16 protein-coding genes and 1 riboswitch are annotated in these 18,270 nt (G+C 71.6%); of the genes, 9 read left to right on the top strand and 7 right to left on the bottom strand.

All coding sequences use genetic code 11. The features are described from left to right. Positions 1-140: 140 nt before the first annotated feature. Both nagA and AC5P1B_RS10310 read right to left on the bottom strand, forming a co-directional pair. A complete protein-coding gene (gene nagA, locus AC5P1B_RS10315) occupies positions 141-1,385 on the bottom strand; it encodes an N-acetylglucosamine-6-phosphate deacetylase (RefSeq protein WP_493886396.1) in 1,245 nt (414 codons plus the stop codon). Beyond that, positions 1,385-2,317 (bottom strand): ROK family protein, encoded by a 933-nt coding sequence (locus AC5P1B_RS10310; RefSeq protein WP_493886394.1) that lies wholly within the window; start codon positions 2,315-2,317, stop codon positions 1,385-1,387. The genes nagA and AC5P1B_RS10310 overlap by 1 nt, the downstream gene beginning before the upstream one ends. 458 nt (positions 2,318-2,775) lie before the next feature. Here AC5P1B_RS10310 and AC5P1B_RS10305 point away from each other — a divergent pair, with 458 nt between their 5' ends. The 3 genes from AC5P1B_RS10305 (at position 2,776) to otsB (ending at position 5,471) form a co-directional block, all read left to right on the top strand. After that, the gene (locus tag AC5P1B_RS10305) at positions 2,776-4,053 is read left to right on the top strand and encodes an extracellular solute-binding protein (RefSeq protein ID WP_493886393.1); all 1,278 of its coding nucleotides are present in this window, start codon (positions 2,776-2,778) and stop codon (positions 4,051-4,053) included. A 10-nt stretch (positions 4,054-4,063) separates the two neighbouring features. After that, positions 4,064-4,450, top strand: coding sequence for a DUF3263 domain-containing protein (locus AC5P1B_RS10300; protein ID WP_493886392.1), 387 nt, complete (start codon positions 4,064-4,066; stop codon positions 4,448-4,450). Between the two features lie 184 nt (positions 4,451-4,634). Then, positions 4,635-5,471, top strand: coding sequence for a trehalose-phosphatase (gene otsB, locus AC5P1B_RS10295; RefSeq protein ID WP_493886391.1), 837 nt, complete (start codon positions 4,635-4,637; stop codon positions 5,469-5,471). Between the two features lie 25 nt (positions 5,472-5,496). Here otsB and AC5P1B_RS10290 read toward each other — a convergent pair whose 3' ends face one another. Next, the gene (locus AC5P1B_RS10290) at positions 5,497-7,185 is read right to left on the bottom strand and encodes an alpha,alpha-trehalose-phosphate synthase (UDP-forming) (RefSeq protein WP_493886390.1); all 1,689 of its coding nucleotides are present in this window, start codon (positions 7,183-7,185) and stop codon (positions 5,497-5,499) included. 406 nt (positions 7,186-7,591) lie between these two features. Continuing rightward, positions 7,592-8,569 (bottom strand): glucosyl-3-phosphoglycerate synthase, encoded by a 978-nt coding sequence (locus AC5P1B_RS10285; RefSeq protein ID WP_493886389.1) that lies wholly within the window; start codon positions 8,567-8,569, stop codon positions 7,592-7,594. Positions 8,570-8,768: 199 nt separating this feature from the next. Further along, positions 8,769-8,958, top strand: a riboswitch (SAM riboswitch). 17 nt (positions 8,959-8,975) lie between these two features. On the opposite strand from AC5P1B_RS10285, the gene thrC reads away from it, so the two are divergent. The 4 genes from thrC to groL all read left to right on the top strand — a co-directional run bounded on the left by thrC (position 8,976) and on the right by groL (position 13,343). Then, positions 8,976-10,307 (top strand): threonine synthase, encoded by a 1,332-nt coding sequence (thrC, locus tag AC5P1B_RS10280; RefSeq protein WP_493886387.1) that lies wholly within the window; start codon positions 8,976-8,978, stop codon positions 10,305-10,307. Further along, positions 10,304-10,579, top strand: coding sequence for a ubiquitin-like small modifier protein 1 (locus AC5P1B_RS10275; RefSeq protein ID WP_493886384.1), 276 nt, complete (start codon positions 10,304-10,306; stop codon positions 10,577-10,579). The genes thrC and AC5P1B_RS10275 overlap by 4 nt, the downstream gene beginning before the upstream one ends. Positions 10,580-11,023: 444 nt before the next feature. Next, entirely contained in the window at positions 11,024-11,227 is a 204-nt protein-coding gene (locus AC5P1B_RS10270) for a cold-shock protein (protein WP_003986833.1), read from the top strand. Positions 11,228-11,717: 490 nt separating this feature from the next. Further along, the gene (groL, locus tag AC5P1B_RS10265; protein WP_493886383.1) at positions 11,718-13,343 is read left to right on the top strand and encodes a chaperonin GroEL; all 1,626 of its coding nucleotides are present in this window, start codon (positions 11,718-11,720) and stop codon (positions 13,341-13,343) included. A 453-nt stretch (positions 13,344-13,796) separates the two neighbouring features. Here the strand turns inward: groL and murQ are convergent, their stop codons facing one another. Both murQ and AC5P1B_RS10255 read right to left on the bottom strand, forming a co-directional pair. Next, positions 13,797-14,735 (bottom strand): N-acetylmuramic acid 6-phosphate etherase, encoded by a 939-nt coding sequence (gene murQ / locus AC5P1B_RS10260; protein WP_493886381.1) that lies wholly within the window; start codon positions 14,733-14,735, stop codon positions 13,797-13,799. A 355-nt stretch (positions 14,736-15,090) separates the two neighbouring features. Then, complete coding sequence (locus tag AC5P1B_RS10255; RefSeq protein WP_493886380.1) at positions 15,091-16,023, bottom strand: MurR/RpiR family transcriptional regulator; 933 nt, start codon at positions 16,021-16,023, stop codon at positions 15,091-15,093. 54 nt (positions 16,024-16,077) lie between these two features. Here AC5P1B_RS10255 and AC5P1B_RS10250 point away from each other — a divergent pair, with 54 nt between their 5' ends. Together AC5P1B_RS10250 and AC5P1B_RS10245 are read left to right on the top strand one after the other, a co-directional pair. Continuing rightward, a complete protein-coding gene (locus AC5P1B_RS10250; protein ID WP_493886378.1) occupies positions 16,078-16,497 on the top strand; it encodes a DUF8819 family protein in 420 nt (139 codons plus the stop codon). Beyond that, positions 16,497-16,847 (top strand): DUF4031 domain-containing protein, encoded by a 351-nt coding sequence (locus tag AC5P1B_RS10245; RefSeq protein WP_493886377.1) that lies wholly within the window; start codon positions 16,497-16,499, stop codon positions 16,845-16,847. The genes AC5P1B_RS10250 and AC5P1B_RS10245 overlap by 1 nt, the downstream gene beginning before the upstream one ends. 125 nt (positions 16,848-16,972) lie before the next feature. Here AC5P1B_RS10245 and AC5P1B_RS10240 read toward each other — a convergent pair whose 3' ends face one another. Continuing rightward, entirely contained in the window at positions 16,973-18,253 is a 1,281-nt protein-coding gene (locus AC5P1B_RS10240; RefSeq protein ID WP_493886376.1) for a Cmx/CmrA family chloramphenicol efflux MFS transporter, read from the bottom strand. Positions 18,254-18,270 lie beyond the last annotated feature (17 nt).

Raw genomic sequence — 18,270 nt, 5'->3', positions numbered from 1 at the left:
GGCCAACCGCGCAGGGTCGTCGCTGTCTGTCACCCCGACGTCCGCGACCCTGCCGTTCAGGGGTTCGGCTCGGCTGCCGTACGGAAATGACCGGGTCAGGAGGCCCGCAGCGCGCATCGGTGTGTGTCAGTACGCGGGTGTCAGTGTGCGGCAGCGGGCAGGGGGACCACCCACTGCCCGCGCCGCATGACGCCGACGAGTGCGAAAGCGTCATCGAGGACGACGAGGTCGGCGTCCTTGCCCGGTTCCAGGGAGCCGACCCGGTCGGCGACGCCGAGCACCCGGGCCGGGGTGCTGGACAGCGCGCACACGGTCTGCTCGACGGACAGCTTGTCGATGGTCACCGCGCGTCGGAACACCGTGTCCAGGGTGAGTGTGGAGCCCGCGATCGACCCCGCCGTCGGGCCGTCGCCGATCCTGGCCACACCGTCCTTGACCTCGACCTTCATCGGGCCCAGCGGATACCAGCCGTCGGCCATCCCCGCCGCGCCCATCGCGTCCGTGATGAAGGCGACGCGCTCGGCGCCCGCGCTGCGGAACGCCAGCTCCAGGGTCGCCGGGTGCAGATGCGTACCGTCGTTGATCAGCTCTACGGTGACCCGCTCGTCCTCAAGCAGCGCGGCGACCGGGCCGGGGGCGCGGTGCAGCAGCGTCGGCATCGCGTTGAACAGGTGCGTGGCGACGCTCGCGCCCGCCTCGATGGCGTCCCGCGCGGCGTCGTACGTCGTGTCCGTGTGGCCCACGGCGGCGATGACCCCGGTGTCGACCAGCAGTCGCACCGAGTCGAGGCCGCCGGGAAGCTCCGGCGCCAGCGTCATCATCTTGGCGGTGCCGCGCGCCGCGTCGATGAGCTTGCGAACGTCGGCGGGGTCGGGGTCGCGCAGCAGCGTCGGCTCGTGCGCGCCGCAGCGGTCGGGCGAGATGAAGGGGCCCTCGAAGTGGATGCCCGCCAGTTCGCCCTGCTGGACCAGCTCCGAGAGCACGTGGGCCTGACGGGACACCTCATCGAGGTCACCGGTGACGGTGGAGGCGAGCATGGTCGTCGTGCCGTGCCGGCGGTGTGTGCCGACGACCGTCATCGCCTCATCCGCCGTCCCCGACGAGAACGAGGCACCGCCGCCGCCGTGCACATGCATGTCGACGAAGCCGGGCACCACCCAGTGCCCGGGTGCCAACTCCAGGCGGGTGGCCCCTGCCTGACCGCCACCACTGCCGCCCCCGCCCCCGGTCGCGGCCGCGGTCGCGGACCCGGCGTCCGGCGCCGCGCCGGACTCGTCCGCTCCGGCGGCGACGATGTGGCCGTCTTCGACCGTCACCTGCCCGGCGTCGACGATTGCGGTCGGCAGCACCACCCGGGCGCCCGCGAGAACTGTTCGTCCGGCCATCAGGCGGTTACCTCCGTGGAGAGAAGATCCCAGGCGAGCAGACCCGCGCCCAGGCATCCGGCGGTGTCCCCGAGGGCCGCCGGGACGATGTCGGGGAGCTGCTGGAACGTGACGCGGTCGGCGATGGCGGTGCGCAGCGGCAGCAGCAGCGTGTCCCCGGCCTCGGCGAGCCCGCCGCCGATGATCAGACGCCCGGGGTCGAGCAGGGTGATGGCGACGACCAGCCCGTCGGCGAGCGCGGCGACGGCCTCGTCCCACACCGCGAGGGCGCGCGGGTCGCGGGACTCGACGGCCTTGGCGCAGTCGGCGGCGTCCGCCTCGGGGTCGCCGACCGCGGCTGCCCAGGCGCGGCTCACCGCGGCGGCGGAGGCCACCGTCTCCAGGCAGCCGAGCTGACCGCAGCCGCAGCGCGGCCCGCCGGGCCGCACGACGACATGGCCGATCTCGCCCGCGTAGCCGTGCGCGCCGGCCTCGACGCGGCCGTTGATGCCGATGGCCCCGGCGATGCCGGTGCCGAGCGGTACGAACATGAACCGGTCGGTGCCCTCACCCGCCCCGATCCGCCCCTCGGCGAGGCCACCGGTCCTCACGTCATGGCCGAGGGCGACGGGGATCGCGTCCAGCCGCTCGGAGAGCAGCGCGCGCATCGGCACGTCGCGCCAGCCGAGGTTGGCCGCGTACACCGCGATCCCTGACACGTCGTCGACGATGCCGGGCACGGCCACTCCGGCCGCCGAAGCCCGCTCGCCGTACCGTTCCTGCCCGACGTCCCGCAGTTCGGCGGCGAAGTCGAGGATTCCGGCGACCACGGCCTCGGGACCGCGCTCGCGTGCCGTCGGCCGCCGAGCCGTATGCAGCAGCTCGCCGTCCGCCCCGACCAGGGCGGCCTTCATTCCTGTGCCGCCCACATCCAGGGCGATGACGTGTTTCACGAGAGACAGTCTCGCGCGATTCCCCACTAGAGGTCTAGGCCACTCAACGAGCGGAGTGGCGCCCGCGCGGACCCCGCTGACCGGGGCTGACCGGCGGCCGAGCCGCCCGGCAGGAGCGACGAGCCGCCCGGCCGGCTGTGAGACGCCACACGGACAGCGCACACCAGAACCCGTTCCGTGCCGTATTTGGCCCGTATATCGCCGCATATGGAGGCGCGGGGAGGCGGCACGCGGGCCCGCACCCGTTCGGAGCCCCCGCTTAACCTGGTCGCCAGGTCTGCGACACGCACCGGGGGCGCGGCACGGGCGGCTCGTTCCATATAGACCGATACCGAAGCGATATCCGGTGTGGTGTAGACCTTAGAGGGGTGTGCGGGGGAGACTCGCAACTCGTGCCGGAGCGTGACGCTCCGGCAGATTCCAGGAAACGAACAGAGCACGAGGGTGGGTACCAAGCTGTGCAGCGGCGGCGGTTCTTGGGTCTGACGGCGGCTGGCGCCGCCACGGCGGCGATGGCACCCGCGCTCACCGCGTGCGGCAGCGGCTCAGGCTCGGGTGACGTCACGCTGAAGCTGGTCGCCGCCGACTACGGCGACAGCAACACCAACAGCTCCCAGAACTACTGGGGCGAGCTGGCCCGCGCGTTCGAGGCCAAGAACGACGGCATCAAGATCGACGTCAACGTCCTCAGCTGGACCGACGTCGACAAGAAGATCGCCGAGATGGTCAAGAACGGCGAGGACCCCGACCTGGCCCAGTTCGGCTCGTACGCCGACTACGCCGCGGCGGGCAAGCTCTACCGCGCCGACCAGCTGCTCTCGATCCGCACCCAGGCGGCCTTCGTCTCCTCCCTCGCCCACGCGGGCGAGGTCAAGCGCGTGCAGTACGGCATGCCGTTCGCCTCCAGCACCCGGCTGCTCTTCTACAACAAGACGCTCTTCGACAAGGCGGGCATCACCGAGGCCCCCAAGAGCTGGGACGAGCTGAAGGCGGCCGCCGTCAAGCTCAAGGCCAGCGGGGTGAAGATCCCCTACGGTCTGCCGCTCGGCCCCGAAGAGGTTCCGGCCGAGGCCCTGTTGTGGGTGCTCAGCGGCGGCGGTGGCTACACCGACGCCAACGGCAGCTACACCCTGGACTCGCCGGAGAACATCAAGACCCTGGAGTGGCTGCGCGACGAACTCGTCGGCGAGGACCTGACCGGCCCCGACGCTCCCGGCCGGGTCAACCGGCAGGACGTCTTCGACGCGTTCACGCGTGGGGAGGTCGGCATGCTCAACGGGCACCCGACGCTGATGAAGCAGGCGTCCGGCCACGACATCGACTACCGCATGGCGCCGCTGCCCACCATCGACGGCGAGCCGAAGCCGACGATGGGTGTCGCCGACTGGATGGCGGCCTTCAAGCGCAACGGCAACCGCAAGGAGATCGGCCGCTTCCTGGACTTCGTCTACCGCGAGCAGAACGTCATCGAGTTCGCAGGGAAGTACCAGCTGCTCCCGGTGACCAGCGCCGCCTCCGAGACGATGAGCCGCGACCCCCAGTACAAGAAGACCTGGCAGTTCATCGAGGGACTGGAGACCGCGCAGTTCTACCCGTTCGACAAGACGTCGTGGTCGCAGGTCAGCAGCCGCCTCAAGGAGAAGCTGGGGAGCACCGTGACGAAGGGCGGCGACCCGGCGACCGTGCTCGGCGAGATCCAGCGCGAGGCCGATGCCACGGAGAACGCGGACGGTTAGGTTGGGTGGCGTGACTCAGCCCGACGACCCCACGGCCACCGGGCCCGCGCACGAGCGCCCCGAGCCTGCGGCGGACCCGGACCCCGCGAGCCCCGCAGATCCAGTGGCCCCCGCAGATCCAGCGGGCCGCGTAGGCTCCGCCGGTCCGGCCGGTCCCGTTCCTGACGGTCCGGCCGGTCTCTCCGACCGTGACCGCGCCGTGCTCGCGGTGGAGCGGCGCGGCTGGTCAGGGCCCGGGGCCAAGGAGCGCGCGATACGGGAGCGGCTCGGCATCTCGCCGACCCGCTACTACCAGCTGCTGAACGCCCTCCTCGACGACCCGCGAGCGCTGGCGCACGACCCGGTGACCGTCAACCGCCTCCGCCGCGTACGAGACGCCCGCCGCGCCCGCCGCTGACGCCGCCGGACCTACCTCGTAAGGCGGGACCGGCGGCCCGAAGACGAAGACCTCCCTCTCGGACCTGTCGCCACCTCTCGGCACCCACTCTCCTCACCGCGCTTCACCCGCGTATCCCCCGGTCGTGGTGACCCGTCACCGCACTAGCCCGACACGCCGGGCGCCACCCCGGTAGGGTCAGCCCATGGGCATTCCCGTCCCCTCCACCGCCGCAGGCCGTGATGGCCTCGCCGCGTTGCTCGGGCGGCCCGAAAGGGCCGTCATCGCTCTCGACTTCGACGGCACGCTCGCAGAGATCGTGCCCGACCCCGAACAGGCCCGAGCACACCCGGCCGCCGTGCCCGCGCTCTCCCGGCTGGCCCCCCTTGTCGGCACCGTGCTCGTGCTCACCGGACGCCCCGCCGGGGTCGCCGTGCGCTACGGGGGCTTCGCCGGAGTGGCGGCCCTGGAACACCTGGTGGTCCTCGGCCACTACGGAGCCGAGCGGTGGGACGCGGCCAGCGGCGCGATCCACACGCCCGCCCCGCACCCGGGCGTGGCCGCCGTCCAGGCCGAACTCCCCGGCGTACTCGACGACGCCGGAGCGTGGCGCGGCGCCTACGTCGAGGACAAGGGGCGCGCCATCGCCGTGCACACCCGCCGCGCCGACGACCCGCAGGCCGCCTTCGAACTGCTGCGCGCGCCACTGAGCGCCCTCGCCGAGCGGCATGGCCTCGTCGTCGAGCCGGGGCGGCTCGTACTGGAGCTCCGCCCGCCCGGCATCGACAAGGGCGTCGCGCTCGCCGAGTTCGCCGGGGACGTGGACGCGGAGACGGTCATGTTCGTGGGCGACGACCTGGGCGACCTCGCGGCGTTCTCGACGGTGGAGAAACGCAGGTCGGAAGGGCAGCCCGGGCTGCTGGTATGCAGCGGAAGCAACGAGGTCACCGAGCTCGCCGAGCGCGCCGACCTGGTCGTGGACGGGCCGCCCGGTGTGGTCGGGCTCCTGTCCGCCCTCGCGGACGAACTCGCCGGTCGCTGAGGCCCTCCGGCCGCCTGCGGATCGTCTACCAGGCGGGATCGTGCGGCGACCTGGCCGGTCGCGACAGGTCGTGCAGCGCCTCCAACTGCTCCACGAACCACGCCTGCGGCGGCAGTGCGGTCGCCGCGGAAGCGAGTCGCTTTGTGCGCTGGGCTCGTTCGCCGGGCTCCATCAGCAGCGCCTCGTGCAGCGCCCGCGCCGTCGCGCCCACGTCGTACGGGTTCACCGGCAGGGCGTCCTCGCCCAGCTCGGCGTAGGCCCCGGCCTCCCGGGAGAGGACGAGCGCGCATCCCTCGTCCGAGACGACGGGCACCTCCTTGGCGACCAGGTTCATGCCGTCCCTGATCGGGTTCACCAGCGCCACGTCGGCGAGCCGGTACGCGGCGAGGGAACGCGCGAAGTCGTCCTTGACGTGCAGTGCCACCGGCGTCCAGCCCGGCGTGCCGAACTCGTCGTTGATCGCGTCGGCGACCCGCCGCACCTCCGCCGTGTAGTCGCGGTAGACCGCGAGGTCCTGGCGCGAGGGGTAGGCGAACGCGATGTGCACCACCTGCTCCCGCCACTCCGGGTGGTCGACGAGCAGCCGCCGGAAGGCGAGCAGTCCGCGCACGATGTTCTTGGACAGCTCCGTACGGTCCACCCGGACGATGGTCTTCCGCCCGGCGCCCACCTGCTCGCGCAGCGCGGCCAGCCGCTCCTCCACGTCCGCCCTGTGCGACCGTTCCCGCAGGAACTCGGCGTCCGCGCCCAGACCGTGCACCCCGAGCTGGGTGTCCCGCCCGTCGAGGCTGACGATCAGCCCGTCCGCCCTGTCCCGTCTGACCTCGGCGCCCAGCACCCGCGCACAGCATTCGGCGAACGCCTCGGCCCAGCGCTGGGTGAGGAACGCCGCGCGGTCGCCGCCGAGGATGCCGCGCAGCACGGCGGCGGCGACGTCGTCCGGTAGCAGCCGGTAGTAGTCCGGCGGGGCCCATGGCGTATGCGAGAAGTGACCGATGCGCAGGTCGGGGCGGCGCTCGCGGAGCAGGCCGGGGACGAGTGTCAGATGGTAGTCCTGCACGAGGACGGCGGCGCCCGGCGCGGCCTCGCGGGCGAGGGCATCGGCGAAGGCCGTGTTGTACGCCTCGTACGCGGCCCATTCACTCCGGAACTCGTCGTCGAAGGCGGGCTCCAGAGGGGTCTGGTAGAGCAGGTGGTGGATGAACCACAGCACCGAGTTGGCGACGCCGTTGTACGCGGCGGTGAACACGTCCGGTTCGATGTCGAGCATCCGGACGCGCTGGCCGCCACTGTCGGCGGTGTCCAGCAGCGCCCCCGCCCGGCCGCCCACCACCGGGGGCATCGAGGCCGCGTCCGCGTCCGGTGCGTGGCCCGCGGCGGCCTGGCCGTCGCCCGCCTGCCGCAGTGCCGCCTGCCGGACCGCTTCGCGGTCGCCGTCACCGAGCGCGGCGCACACCCAGATCGCGTCCGCGTCAGCGCCGATCGCCGAGAGGCCGGAGACCAGCCCGCCGCCGCCGCGCTTCGCCGTCAGCGCGGGCAGGCCCGAACGCGGCGGTGCGTCCGGTGGCGGGCCCGACGACGCGAGGGAGTACGACACGGGGCCCCGGTTCGAGGCGACCAGCACCTTGGCGCCCCGTTCAGGGACGGCATCCCGGCCGGAAACGGCACCTCGCTCGGATTCGGCAAAGCCCTGATCGGAGTGCGCGGAGACCATGACGCGAGCTTAGCCAGTCACAGATCCGCTCAAACGTACGGCCGTGTTACGTCTCGTGGTCGCCGTCCTCACCACCCCGCCCCGCCCCTCACGCCCGAGGCACCATGCCGCCCCGCCACGGACCCGGGGACCGGCGTGACCAGCCACATCGCACCCGCGGTCGGCGACGCTCGGTCAGGGTCTCCCTCTTCGGGGTGTCCGCCGCACCATGCGTGCCCGGCATCGGGGCCCGGTCAGGGGCGCGGGGAACTGCGCGACCGGCCACGACGCACCCGCGGTCCGCGACGCGCGGACGGGGGTGAGGGGCGCGGGGAACTGCGCGACCAGCCACAACGCACCCGCGGTCCGCGACGTACGGACAGGGGCTCCCCTCGCAGCAAGATCAACAAGAACCGCCGGCCACGGCCTACGCGGCGCGGCGTTCCGCGTACTCCGGTATCTCGATCATCGGCGGCCGTTCCTCGGTGTCCACATCATGCGTACGCGGCTCAAAGCCGCCGTCCGCGCCCCGCGCGAACTGGGTCAGCCGCGGGCGTACCAAGTGGCCACGCGTCAGCCGAAGTTGGGCCGTACGGTAGATCGCGGCGGCCATCCGGCCCAGTGCCTGGCCGTCCTGGTGCCGGTGTCTGCGTACGCCCACGTCGACCTGGGCCAGGGCGTCAAGACCGACGGTGTGCAGGGAGTCCACGAGAAGGCCGAGCTCGACGCCGTAGCCGACGGGGAAAGGCAGCCGTTCCAGCAGGGAGCGCCGCGCCGCGTACTCGCCGCCGAGCGGCTGGACGAACCCCGCCAGCTGCGGCCAGTGCAGATTGAGCAGCGGGCGCGCGACCAGCTCGGTCACCCGGCCGCCCTGCCCCGGGCCGACGCGGTCCGCGCCGCCAGGGCCCTCCGGATCGCCGAGGGGCCGGTCGTACATGGCCTTCACGAACTGCGTCTCCGGGTCGGTCAGCAGCGGGCCGACGATGCCGGAGACGAACGTGGAGGAGAAGTCGCGCAGGTCCGCGTCCACGAAGCAGACGATGTCGCCGGTCGTCGCCAGCAGCGACCGCCACAGCACCTCGCCCTTCCCGGGCACGGCGGGCAGCCGGGGCAGCAGGCTGTCGCGGTGCACCACCCGCGCGCCCGCCGCCTCGGCCACGGCGGCCGTGCGGTCGGTGGAGCCGGAGTCGAGCACCACCAGCTCATCGACGAGCGGAGCGGCGACCATCAGATCGCGCCGGATCGCCGCGACGATCGCGCCGACCGTCGCCTCCTCGTTCAGCGCGGGGAGCACGACGCTCACCGTGGTGGCGCCGGCCCGCTTCGCCGCGAGGAGCCGGCCGAGCGGACGGTCGGCAGCGGACCAGGACCGGCTGCTCAGCCAGTGCTCCACCTCTTCCAGCACCTGCGTGACTCCTTTGCCCGCCTGGAGGGCGGTCGATGGCCCGTCTCAGCGGCGGGCGGTGTTACGTTCATCTCGCGTTGCGGACGACTATCTCAACCGCCGCGACCTTCAGTTACAGTCTTGAACAACGCGGACGACCCTCGCATGCCGGGGTCATCACGCCGACAAATGCCTGGCTCCAAGGAGTCCAGCGCCATACCGCTCATCCAGAGGGGCAGAGGGAACGGCCCGTTGAAGCCCCGGCAACCCTCCCGCCGGTCTTGCCTGACCGTCGCTTGACGAACACCCGCAGTGGTGGCCCGCCAAGCCCGGTCCCATCAGGCGAGGCTCCCGGTGGGGAAGGTGCCAATTCCGTCTCGTGGCGAAGTCCGTCGCGGGGAAGATGAGGAGAAAGGGCCTCGCCTCCATGGCTGTGCAAGCCACTGAAAGCACCGCGGACACCACCGCCCCCACCCCTGCCACGACCGGCTCCGGCTCCGCGCCGGGCGCCGTGGATCTCGGCCCCGCCGCAGCGCTCTCCTGTCGCGAGTGCGGCCAGCGCTTCGGCCTCGGCCCGATCTTCGCGTGCGAGGAGTGTTTCGGGCCGCTTGAGGTCGCGTACGACCTGCCCAGCGGCGACCCCGAGGCGCTGCGCCAGCGCATCGAGGCAGGACCGAACAGCATCTGGCGGTACGCGCCGCTGCTGCCGGTGCCCGCCGACGTCGCGGACAAGCCGAACCTGAACCCCGGTCTCACCAAGCTCGTCAAGGCCGACCGTCTCGCCGGGGAACTGGGCGTCACCGGCGGTCTGTACGTCAAGGACGACTCCGGGAACCCCACCCACTCCTTCAAGGACCGGGTCGTGGCCATCGCCGTCGAGGCGGCTCGCGCCTTCGGCTTCACCACCCTGTCCTGCTCGTCGACCGGCAACCTGGCGGGCGCGGTCGGAGCCGCGGCCGCCCGTTCCGGCTTCCGCTCCTGCGTGTTCATCCCGCACGACCTGGAGGCGGGCAAGGTCGTCATGGCCGCCGTCTACGGCGGTGAGCTGGTCGGCATCGAGGGCACGTACGACGACGTCAACCGCTTCTGCAGCGAGCTGATCGGCGACCCGGCCGGTGAGGGCTGGGGCTTCGTCAACGTCAACCTCCGGCCGTACTACGGCGAGGGCTCGAAGACGCTCGCCTACGAGATCTGTGAGCAGCTCGGCTGGGAGATCCCGGACCAGATCGTCATCCCGATCGCCTCGGGATCGCAGCTCACGAAGATCGACAAGGGGCTGAAGGAGCTGATCAAGCTCGGCCTCGTCGAGGACAAGCCGTACCGGATCTTCGGCGCGCAGGCCGAGGGCTGCTCGCCGGTCTCCCGGGCCTTCAAGGACGGCCACGACGTCGTACGGCCCGTGAAGCCCGACACCATCGCCAAGTCGCTGGCCATCGGCAACCCGGCCGACGGCCCGTACGTGCTGGACATCGCGCGCCGCACCGGCGGGGCGGTCGAGGACGTCAACGACGAGCAGGTCGTCGACGCGATCAAGCTGCTGGCCCGCACGGAGGGGATCTTCGCTGAGACCGCGGGCGGGGTCACCGTCGGCGTGACGAAGAAGCTCATCGAGAACGGGCAGCTCGACCCGGCCCTGACGACCGTCGTCCTCAACACCGGCGACGGCCTCAAGACCCTGGACGCGGTGGCGCCGACGACGGGCCCCTCCGCGATCATCCGCCCCACCCTTGACTCGTTCCGAGAGGCTGGCCTCGCATGAGCGTCAACGTTCGCATCCCGACCATCCTGCGCACCTACACCGGCGGCAAGGCCGAGGTGAGCGCCGAGGGTGCGACCCTCGGCGCGGTGCTCGCCGACCTGGAGAAGAACCACCAGGGCATCGCGGCGCGCGTGCTCGATGACCAGGGAAAGCTGCGCCGCTTCGTCAATGTGTACGTCAATGACGACGACGTGCGCTTTGCCGAAGGACTGGAGACGGCCACCCCGGACGGCGCGGACATTTCGATCATTCCGGCGGTAGCCGGAGGCTGACAGCTCGAATTCGCCATTGTGGCGAGAATTGCCCCGTCCGCTTATAAGTGGACGGGGCAATTCCGTATTGGGAACCGCGATACAGTTGGGGCGATCCCCCTCCGGCCCCTCCTCACGCGTGTGCCGACCGCATATGAGAACCCGTCAAAATGTGCGTGAAGTGTGTGTATGTTTTGTCGGGTAGATCCCGTTATGTCTGGCCCGAGTTGCCCGTAACTGGATGGAATTACCCACCTATCGCCGATCGGCCATGCCCAGAATTCTCGTCCGATTGACCTGTTGCTCTGGGCATCTGGCCAGATACATTCAGCGGCGGTCGACGCGTTCCGGCGCACGCCCTCCGGGGTTCCTTCTGCCGAAAGCAGGGGATTCTCAGAGGGTGAGGTCTGACCCGGGTCCGCGGAGTGCGGTCCTGCGCAAGGGCCAGCAATAGGGGAGTTAGGAATGGCTCAGGGCACCGTCAAGTGGTTCAACGCGGAGAAGGGGTACGGCTTCATCGCGGTCGACGGTGGTGCGGACGTGTTCGTCCACTACAGCGCGATCCAGATGGACGGTTACCGCACCCTTGAGGAAGGCCAGCGAGTGGAGTTCGAGATCTCGCAGGGTCAGAAGGGGCCGCAGGCGGACATGGTCCGCGTGGCCGGCTGAGCGCCGACCGACTGCAGCGCGAAGAAGGGCCCGCATCCCCGGCTGGGGGGTGTGGGCCCTTCGCGTGCGCCGGGTGCGTGCGCCACGCGCCCGCGACCTCCAGTGCGTCACCCCGCCCGTGGGGGCTGGTCGCGGGCCGAGGGCCGGCCGGGGTCCGTTCCCGCTCGTTGCAGGTGCGTACGGCGAAACGTTCCGCGTCGTCCGTGGAGACCGCCGATGCCGTCGCCGGGGCGTCGGACGGGTGCCGTTCACCCCGAACGAGACCCCGGAGCCGCTTGCACTCGATGGGGTCGAGTGCTAATCATTGGCGTTAGCACTCTGATGTCGAGAGTGACAGCAGGACCGGGTCGGTGAGGCCCGCAGGCCGGGCGGGGCAAGGAACCGCGCGGCAGGCTGGCCGTCCGTCGCGGGCGCCGTGCGCGGTCCGGAGTATCCACCCTCCCCCAGCCTCCGGCCGGGGGGACCCCCAGTCCTGGGAGGACCACTTCACATGGCCAAGATCATCGCGTTCGACGAGGAGGCACGGCGCGGTCTCGAGCGCGGGATGAACCAGCTCGCCGACGCCGTCAAGGTCACCCTCGGCCCCAAGGGCCGCAACGTCGTCCTCGAGAAGAAGTGGGGCGCCCCCACGATCACCAACGATGGTGTTTCCATCGCCAAGGAGATCGAACTCGAAGACCCGTACGAGAAGATCGGCGCTGAGCTGGTCAAGGAGGTCGCCAAGAAGACGGACGACGTCGCCGGTGACGGCACGACGACCGCGACCGTCCTGGCCCAGGCGCTGGTCAAGGAGGGTCTGCGCAACGTCGCCGCGGGCGCCAACCCGATGGCCCTCAAGCGTGGCATCGAGAAGGCCGTCGAGGCCGTCTCCGCGCAGCTGCTTGAGCAGGCCAAGGATGTGGAGACCAAGGAGCAGATCGCTTCGACCGCCTCCATCTCCGCCGCCGACACCCAGATCGGCGAGCTCATCGCCGAGGCGATGGACAAGGTCGGCAAGGAAGGCGTCATCACCGTCGAGGAGTCGCAGACCTTCGGTCTTGAGCTTGAGCTCACCGAGGGCATGCGCTTCGACAAGGGCTACATCTCCGCGTACTTCGCGACGGACATGGAGCGTATGGAGGCGTCCCTGGACGACCCGTACATCCTGATCGTCAACTCGAAGATCTCCAGCGTGAAGGACCTCCTTCCGCTGCTGGAGAAGGTCATGCAGTCCGGCAAGCCGCTGCTGATCATCGCTGAGGACGTCGAGGGCGAGGCCCTGTCGACCCTGGTCGTCAACAAGATCCGTGGCACCTTCAAGTCCGTCGCCGTCAAGGCTCCGGGCTTCGGTGACCGCCGCAAGGCCATGCTCGGCGACATCTCCATCCTCACCGGTGGCACTGTCATCTCCGAGGAGGTCGGCCTCAAGCTGGAGAACGCGGGCATCGACCTGCTGGGCCGTGCCCGCAAGGTCGTCATCACCAAGGACGAGACGACCATCGTCGACGGTGCCGGCGACAGCGAGCAGGTCCAGGGCCGCGTCAACCAGATCCGTGCCGAGATCGAGAACTCGGACTCGGACTACGACCGCGAGAAGCTCCAGGAGCGCCTGGCGAAGCTGGCCGGCGGCGTGGCCGTCATCAAGGCCGGTGCCGCCACCGAGGTCGAGCTCAAGGAGCGCAAGCACCGCATCGAGGACGCGGTGCGCAACGCCAAGGCCGCCGTCGAAGAGGGCATCGTCGCCGGTGGTGGCGTGGCCCTGATTCAGGCTTCCTCGGTCTTCGAGAAGCTTGAGCTCGAAGGTGACGAGGCCACCGGTGCCCAGGCCGTGCGCCTGGCCCTGGAGGCCCCGCTGAAGCAGATCGCGGTCAACGCCGGCCTTGAGGGCGGCGTCGTTGTGGAGAAGGTGCGCAACCTGACCCCGGGTCACGGCCTCAACGCCGCGACCGGCGAGTACGTCGACCTGGTCGCCGAGGGCATCATCGACCCGGCGAAGGTCACGCGTTCCGCCCTGCAGAACGCCGCGTCGATCGCCGCGCTGTTCCTCACCACCGAGGCCGTCATCGCCGACAAGCCTGAGAAGGCTTCTGCGGCGGGCGCTCCGGGCGGCATGCCGGGCGGTGACATGGACTTCTGATCCGGCCCCCTGGGCGTCTCCTCGCCGCAGGCTGGTGAGGAGGACGGATCGGCTGTTCCCGTCTCGTACGGACCGAGGGCGGCACCCCTTTCGCGGGGGTGCCGCCCTCGGGCGTTTTACGGGGATGCGAGCGGGCGTTCTACGGGGATGCGAGCCTCGGCTGCCCGCGTTCCCGAGCCACCTCCGGCGCCCCGCGTCCGCGGCCTTCCCGGGGCTCTCTGGCCGCCCCGGGGCGCGGTTCCGCGCCCTTGCCGCAAGCTCCTGTGGCGCGCCGGGTGTACCGGCCGCGCCGCCCTCGCGCTCGCCCTCGCTCGTACGCACATGTTTGCGTTCGCGTCGATGCGGACTGCCGGCGGCGACTACCGGATCGGGCTTCGACTCCGGGCTTCTGGTGGTCCGGGCTTCGGGTCCGGGCGTCTGGCGGGCGGTCGCGTGCCTACGCCGCCTATGCGGCTACGCGGTGCCCGCCGCGCGGAGAGCGGCGCGCAGATGGCCGTGCGCGTCGGCGAGGAGCCGACCGGCGGTCGGCCCGTCCACGTCGGCGAGGAGGGTGAGGATCGCGTCCTTCACCTCGCCGTTCGTGGCGAGCAGCGCCTCCTCGATCGCCGCGTCCGACGCCCCGGTGGCGAGCGCGACGATGCGGCGGGAGCGGGCGCGCAGCTTCTCGTTCGAGGCGCGGACGTCCACCATGAGGTTTCCGTAGGTCTTGCCGAGCCGGATCATGGTGATCGTCGAGATCATGTTGAGCACGAGCTTCTGTGCCGTGCCCGCCTTGAGCCGGGTGGAGCCCGTGAGCAGTTCCGGGCCGACGACGACCTCGATGCCGTGGTCGGCGGCCGCGGCGAGCGCCGAGCCCGCGTTGCAGGAGAGGCCGACCGTCAGCGCACCCCGCGTACGGGCGTGCTCGACGGCGCCCACGGCGTACGGGGTGCGCCCGGAGGCGGAGACGCCGACGACGGTGTCCCGCGCGGTGACGTGCAGCGCGTCGAGGTCGGCGGCGGCCAGCTCCTTGCTGTCCTCGGCCCCCTCGATGGACGTCACCAGCGCGGACGGGCCGCCCGCGATGAGGCCGACGACCTCGTCGGGGCTGGTGTTGAAGGTGGGCGGGCACTCGCTCGCGTCGAGCACTCCGAGGCGGCCCGCGGTGCCCGCGCCCGCGTAGACCAGCCGCCCGCCACGGGCCATCCGCTCGGCCACGCCGTCGATCGCGGCGGCGATGGCGGGGAGCTGGGCGGCCACGGCGGCGGGGACGGTGGCGTCCTCACCGTTCATGATGCGGGCGATCGCGAGAGTGTCGAGCTGGTCGATCTCCGCGAGCTCGGGGCGGAACGCCTCGGTGGTGAGGGTGTCGAGTTGGGCGCGTAGCTGACCGTCGTCGGCGCTGGAGTTCATGGCGGCAGAGACTCTTTCTGGGCGGGTGCGGGTGCGGGTGCGGGTGCGGACGTGGTGCGGGGAGAAGCTCGGGGCGCGCGCGGTGTGACAGGGCGCGGGCGGATCGATGACCGCTTCAGCCGGCACGCACGGCGCGGTGCGGTGCGGCACGGGCGACATGGCACGGTACGAGCGACATGGGAGGGCACGGTCACCGGTCTGTCCGCCTCCGCGCCCGTGTCCCTGCCGGTCCCTGCCCGTATCCCTGCCCGTGTGCCTGCCTGCGTGCCTGCCTGTGTCCCCGGCGGCGGATCACGCACGCGCGGCGGAGCGAGTCACGTACGCGGTCAGCCGGGCCGGGGGCCATGAAGACGGGTCAGCGGTTGTGGCGGGGCGGGTTGTGCCGGTGCGCGAGCGCTTCGTACGAGGCCGACAGCGCCGGGGCGGCGGTCTCGTAGGTGCGCTGGGCGACGCCTATGAACAGGCAGTCCACGACCAGCAGCTGGCTCGTACGGCTGGACATCGCCGCCGGGCGCAGCTCGCTCTCCCGCGCGGTGGAGGTGGTCAGGATGAGGTCGGCGTACTGCGAGATCTCGCCGTCCGGGCGGCCGGTGATCGCGACGGTCGTCGCGCCCCGGTCGAAGGCGGTGCGCAGCGGCTCGATGACATCGGTGGTGCGACCCGAGTGGGTGATCGCGATGGCGACATCTCCGGGGCCCAGCTGGACGGCGTTGGTGATCGCCAGATGCGGGTCCACGTGCGCGTGCGCGATCAGGCCGATGCGCAGCAGCTTCTGTACGAGGTCCTGGCCGACGAGGCTGGAGGCGCCGACGCCGTACACATCGACGCGGCGTGCGGTGGCGAGCGCGGCCACGGCCGCTTCCAGCTGGCTGGTGTCGAGGGCGGCGGCAGTGTCGGCCAGGCACTGCTGCTCTTCCTGGGCGAGCTTGGCCACGACATCGGCGATGGGGTCGTCGACGGCGATGTCGGCGGTCACGGCGGGCGCGCGGCCCGCCGCCTGCTGGGCGGCGACGGCGGCGAGCGCGAGCCGCAGGTCGCGGTAGCCCGGATAGCCGAGGAGACGCGAGGTGCGGACGACGGTGGCTTCGCTGGTGCCGGTGCGTTCGGCGAGCCCGGTGACGGTGAGCGCGGCGCAGCCCGCGGGATCACCGGCCACGGTCTCGGCCACCCGCTGCATGGAGCGGGTCATGGAGGGGGCCAGGGTGCGGACCTTGGCCGCGAGGGCGGCGGGGGCCGGGGGTGCGGCGGCGCCGGGGGCCTTGAAAGTTTCCTTCAGCTGGCTGCTCACGGCTGAAAGATATTTTCACAAAGTGGCGGGCGTCAACCCTCGGTGGGCCTGACAATGGATGTCATGGAGCTCGAACAGATTCTGCACATGGCACGGGCGCTCGTGCTCGCCGATCTGTCGGCCGGGGACGTCGCGCGGCCGGATGTGGTCTCTCTTGTCGAGGACGCCGTCGCACACCGGCGGTGGTGGGTCGAGCAGTGGCCGGAGGGCGCCGAGTTCGTGGCGGGGCTGGTGGCGCAGGACGTACAGGACGCGCTGCTCGAACGCTACGGGCGGTGGCCGCTGTGTCCCATCTGTGTGGGGGAGACCGAGCCGCACGCGCTCGGCGTGGAGCCGGAGCTCGGCCCCGACCCGCACTGGGTGTGCACGAAGACCTCGGTCTCGGTGGCACGGGTGGGGACGCTGGAGGCGGTGCTCTCGGCTGAGGGGGCGCACGGCGCGCACGGCGCCAATGGCCCCGAAAGTGAGCGCTGATGGCCCTCTATATCGATCCGCCGGTCTGGCCCGGACACGGCCGTATGTGGTCCCACCTGATCAGCGACTCCTCCTACCAGGAGCTGCACGATTTCGCCGAGCGCGTCGGCGCCCCGCGCCGGGCCTTCGACCGCGACCACTACGACGTGCCGTCTTCGAGCTACGCGACGGCCGTCGAGCTCGGCGCGATCGAGGTCGGCAGCAAGGAACTGGTGCGGCGGCTGACGGCGGCCGGGCTGCGCCGCCCGAAGCGCGGCACGAACGGCACGGACAGCGCCGAGGCCGAGTGGGGCTCGTTCGGCGACGACAGCCTGGGCGAGCCGGGCACGGCGGGCGGCCCCGTCCCGTAGCGGCTGCGCGCCGGCTAGGAGGGGCCGCCCGCCCCTCACCGCAGCCGCAGCCGAGCTCCAGGACCGAGGGGGCCAGGACCGAGAGGTCCCGAGCCGATGGGCCAGTCGACTGACCAGCCGACAGGTCAGGAGGCCGGGCCGGTCGTCACCGTGGCCTCGTGCGGGCGCGGGTCCGCGGGCGCGTGGTCCTCGCCGGGCGCCGAGGAGGCCACGACGCGGGAAGCCGACAGGCCGGGGGCGCCTCCCTCGGCCTGGGTGCGCTGGTGCAGCCGGGAGGCGACCGCCGTCGTCGCCACAGCGGCCGCCGCGAGTCCGGCAGCCGTCCACGCGACCGCCGGGTAGCCCCAGCCCGCGCCGATGACCAGGCCGCCGAGCCAGGGGCCGAGGGTGTTGCCGATATTGAAGGCGGAGGTCGTGGTCGCGCCCGCCAGGGTCGGCGCCGCGTTGGCCACGTTGAACATGCGGGCGTTGAGCGCGGGCGCCGTGGTGAAGGCTGTCACGCCGAGCAGCAGCGCCAGCGTCACCGCCGCGAACGCGTACTGCGCGGTCAGGGCCAGCAGGGTGAGCACCACGGTGGAGGCGATGATGCCGCCGTAGATGGTGCCGAAGAGATGCGCGTCGGCGATCCGGCCGCCGATGGCCGTACCGATCAGGGCGCCCACGCCGAACAGTCCGAGGACCGTCGGCACCCAGCTCTCCTTCATGCCCGCTGTGTCCGTCAGCAGCGGCGCGAGATAGGAGAAGAGGGCGAAGACGGCCGCGCCGTTGAGGGCCGTGGTGATGAGCGCGAGCCAGACTTGCCGGTCGCGGTAGATGAGCAGTTCCGTGCGGAGCGAGGGCCGGTCGGCGCCGGTGGCCGGCTTGGTGCGCGGTACGAGGGTGATGACGCCGATGAGGCCGAGCACGGAGAGCCCCGCGACCGCCCAGAAAGCGGACCGCCAGCCCGCGTGCTGCCCGAGGAACGCACCGGCGGGTACGCCCGCGATGTTCGCGACGCTCAGCCCGCCGACCATGACGGCCATCGCGCGGGCGCGCGCGTTGAGCGGCACGAGCGAGACAGCCACCGCGGCGCCGACCGCCCAGAACCCGGCGCACGCGAGCGCGCTGATGACGCGGGAAGCGAACAGCATCTCGTACGAGGGCGCGACGGCGCCCGCCACCTGTCCGAGCCCGAAGATGGCGAGCAGCGCGATCAGCGTCGTACGGCGGGGCAGCCGGAGCGTCGCCGCGGCGAGTACGGGGGCGCCGACGACCATGCCGACGGCGAAGGCGGAGACGAGGAGTCCGGCCTTGGGTATGGAGACGCCCATGTCGCGCGCGAGCGGTTGGAGCAGCCCGGACAGCATGAACTCAGAAGTGCCGAGCGCGAATACGGACAAACCGAGCACGTATACGGCGATGGGCATACGGGTGGGCGCGGCTT

This window comes from Streptomyces sp. A01 (assembly GCF_059026195.1).
The sequence above is the reverse complement of the archived record's forward strand: the minus strand, read 5'-3'. Positions and strand labels throughout refer to the sequence as shown.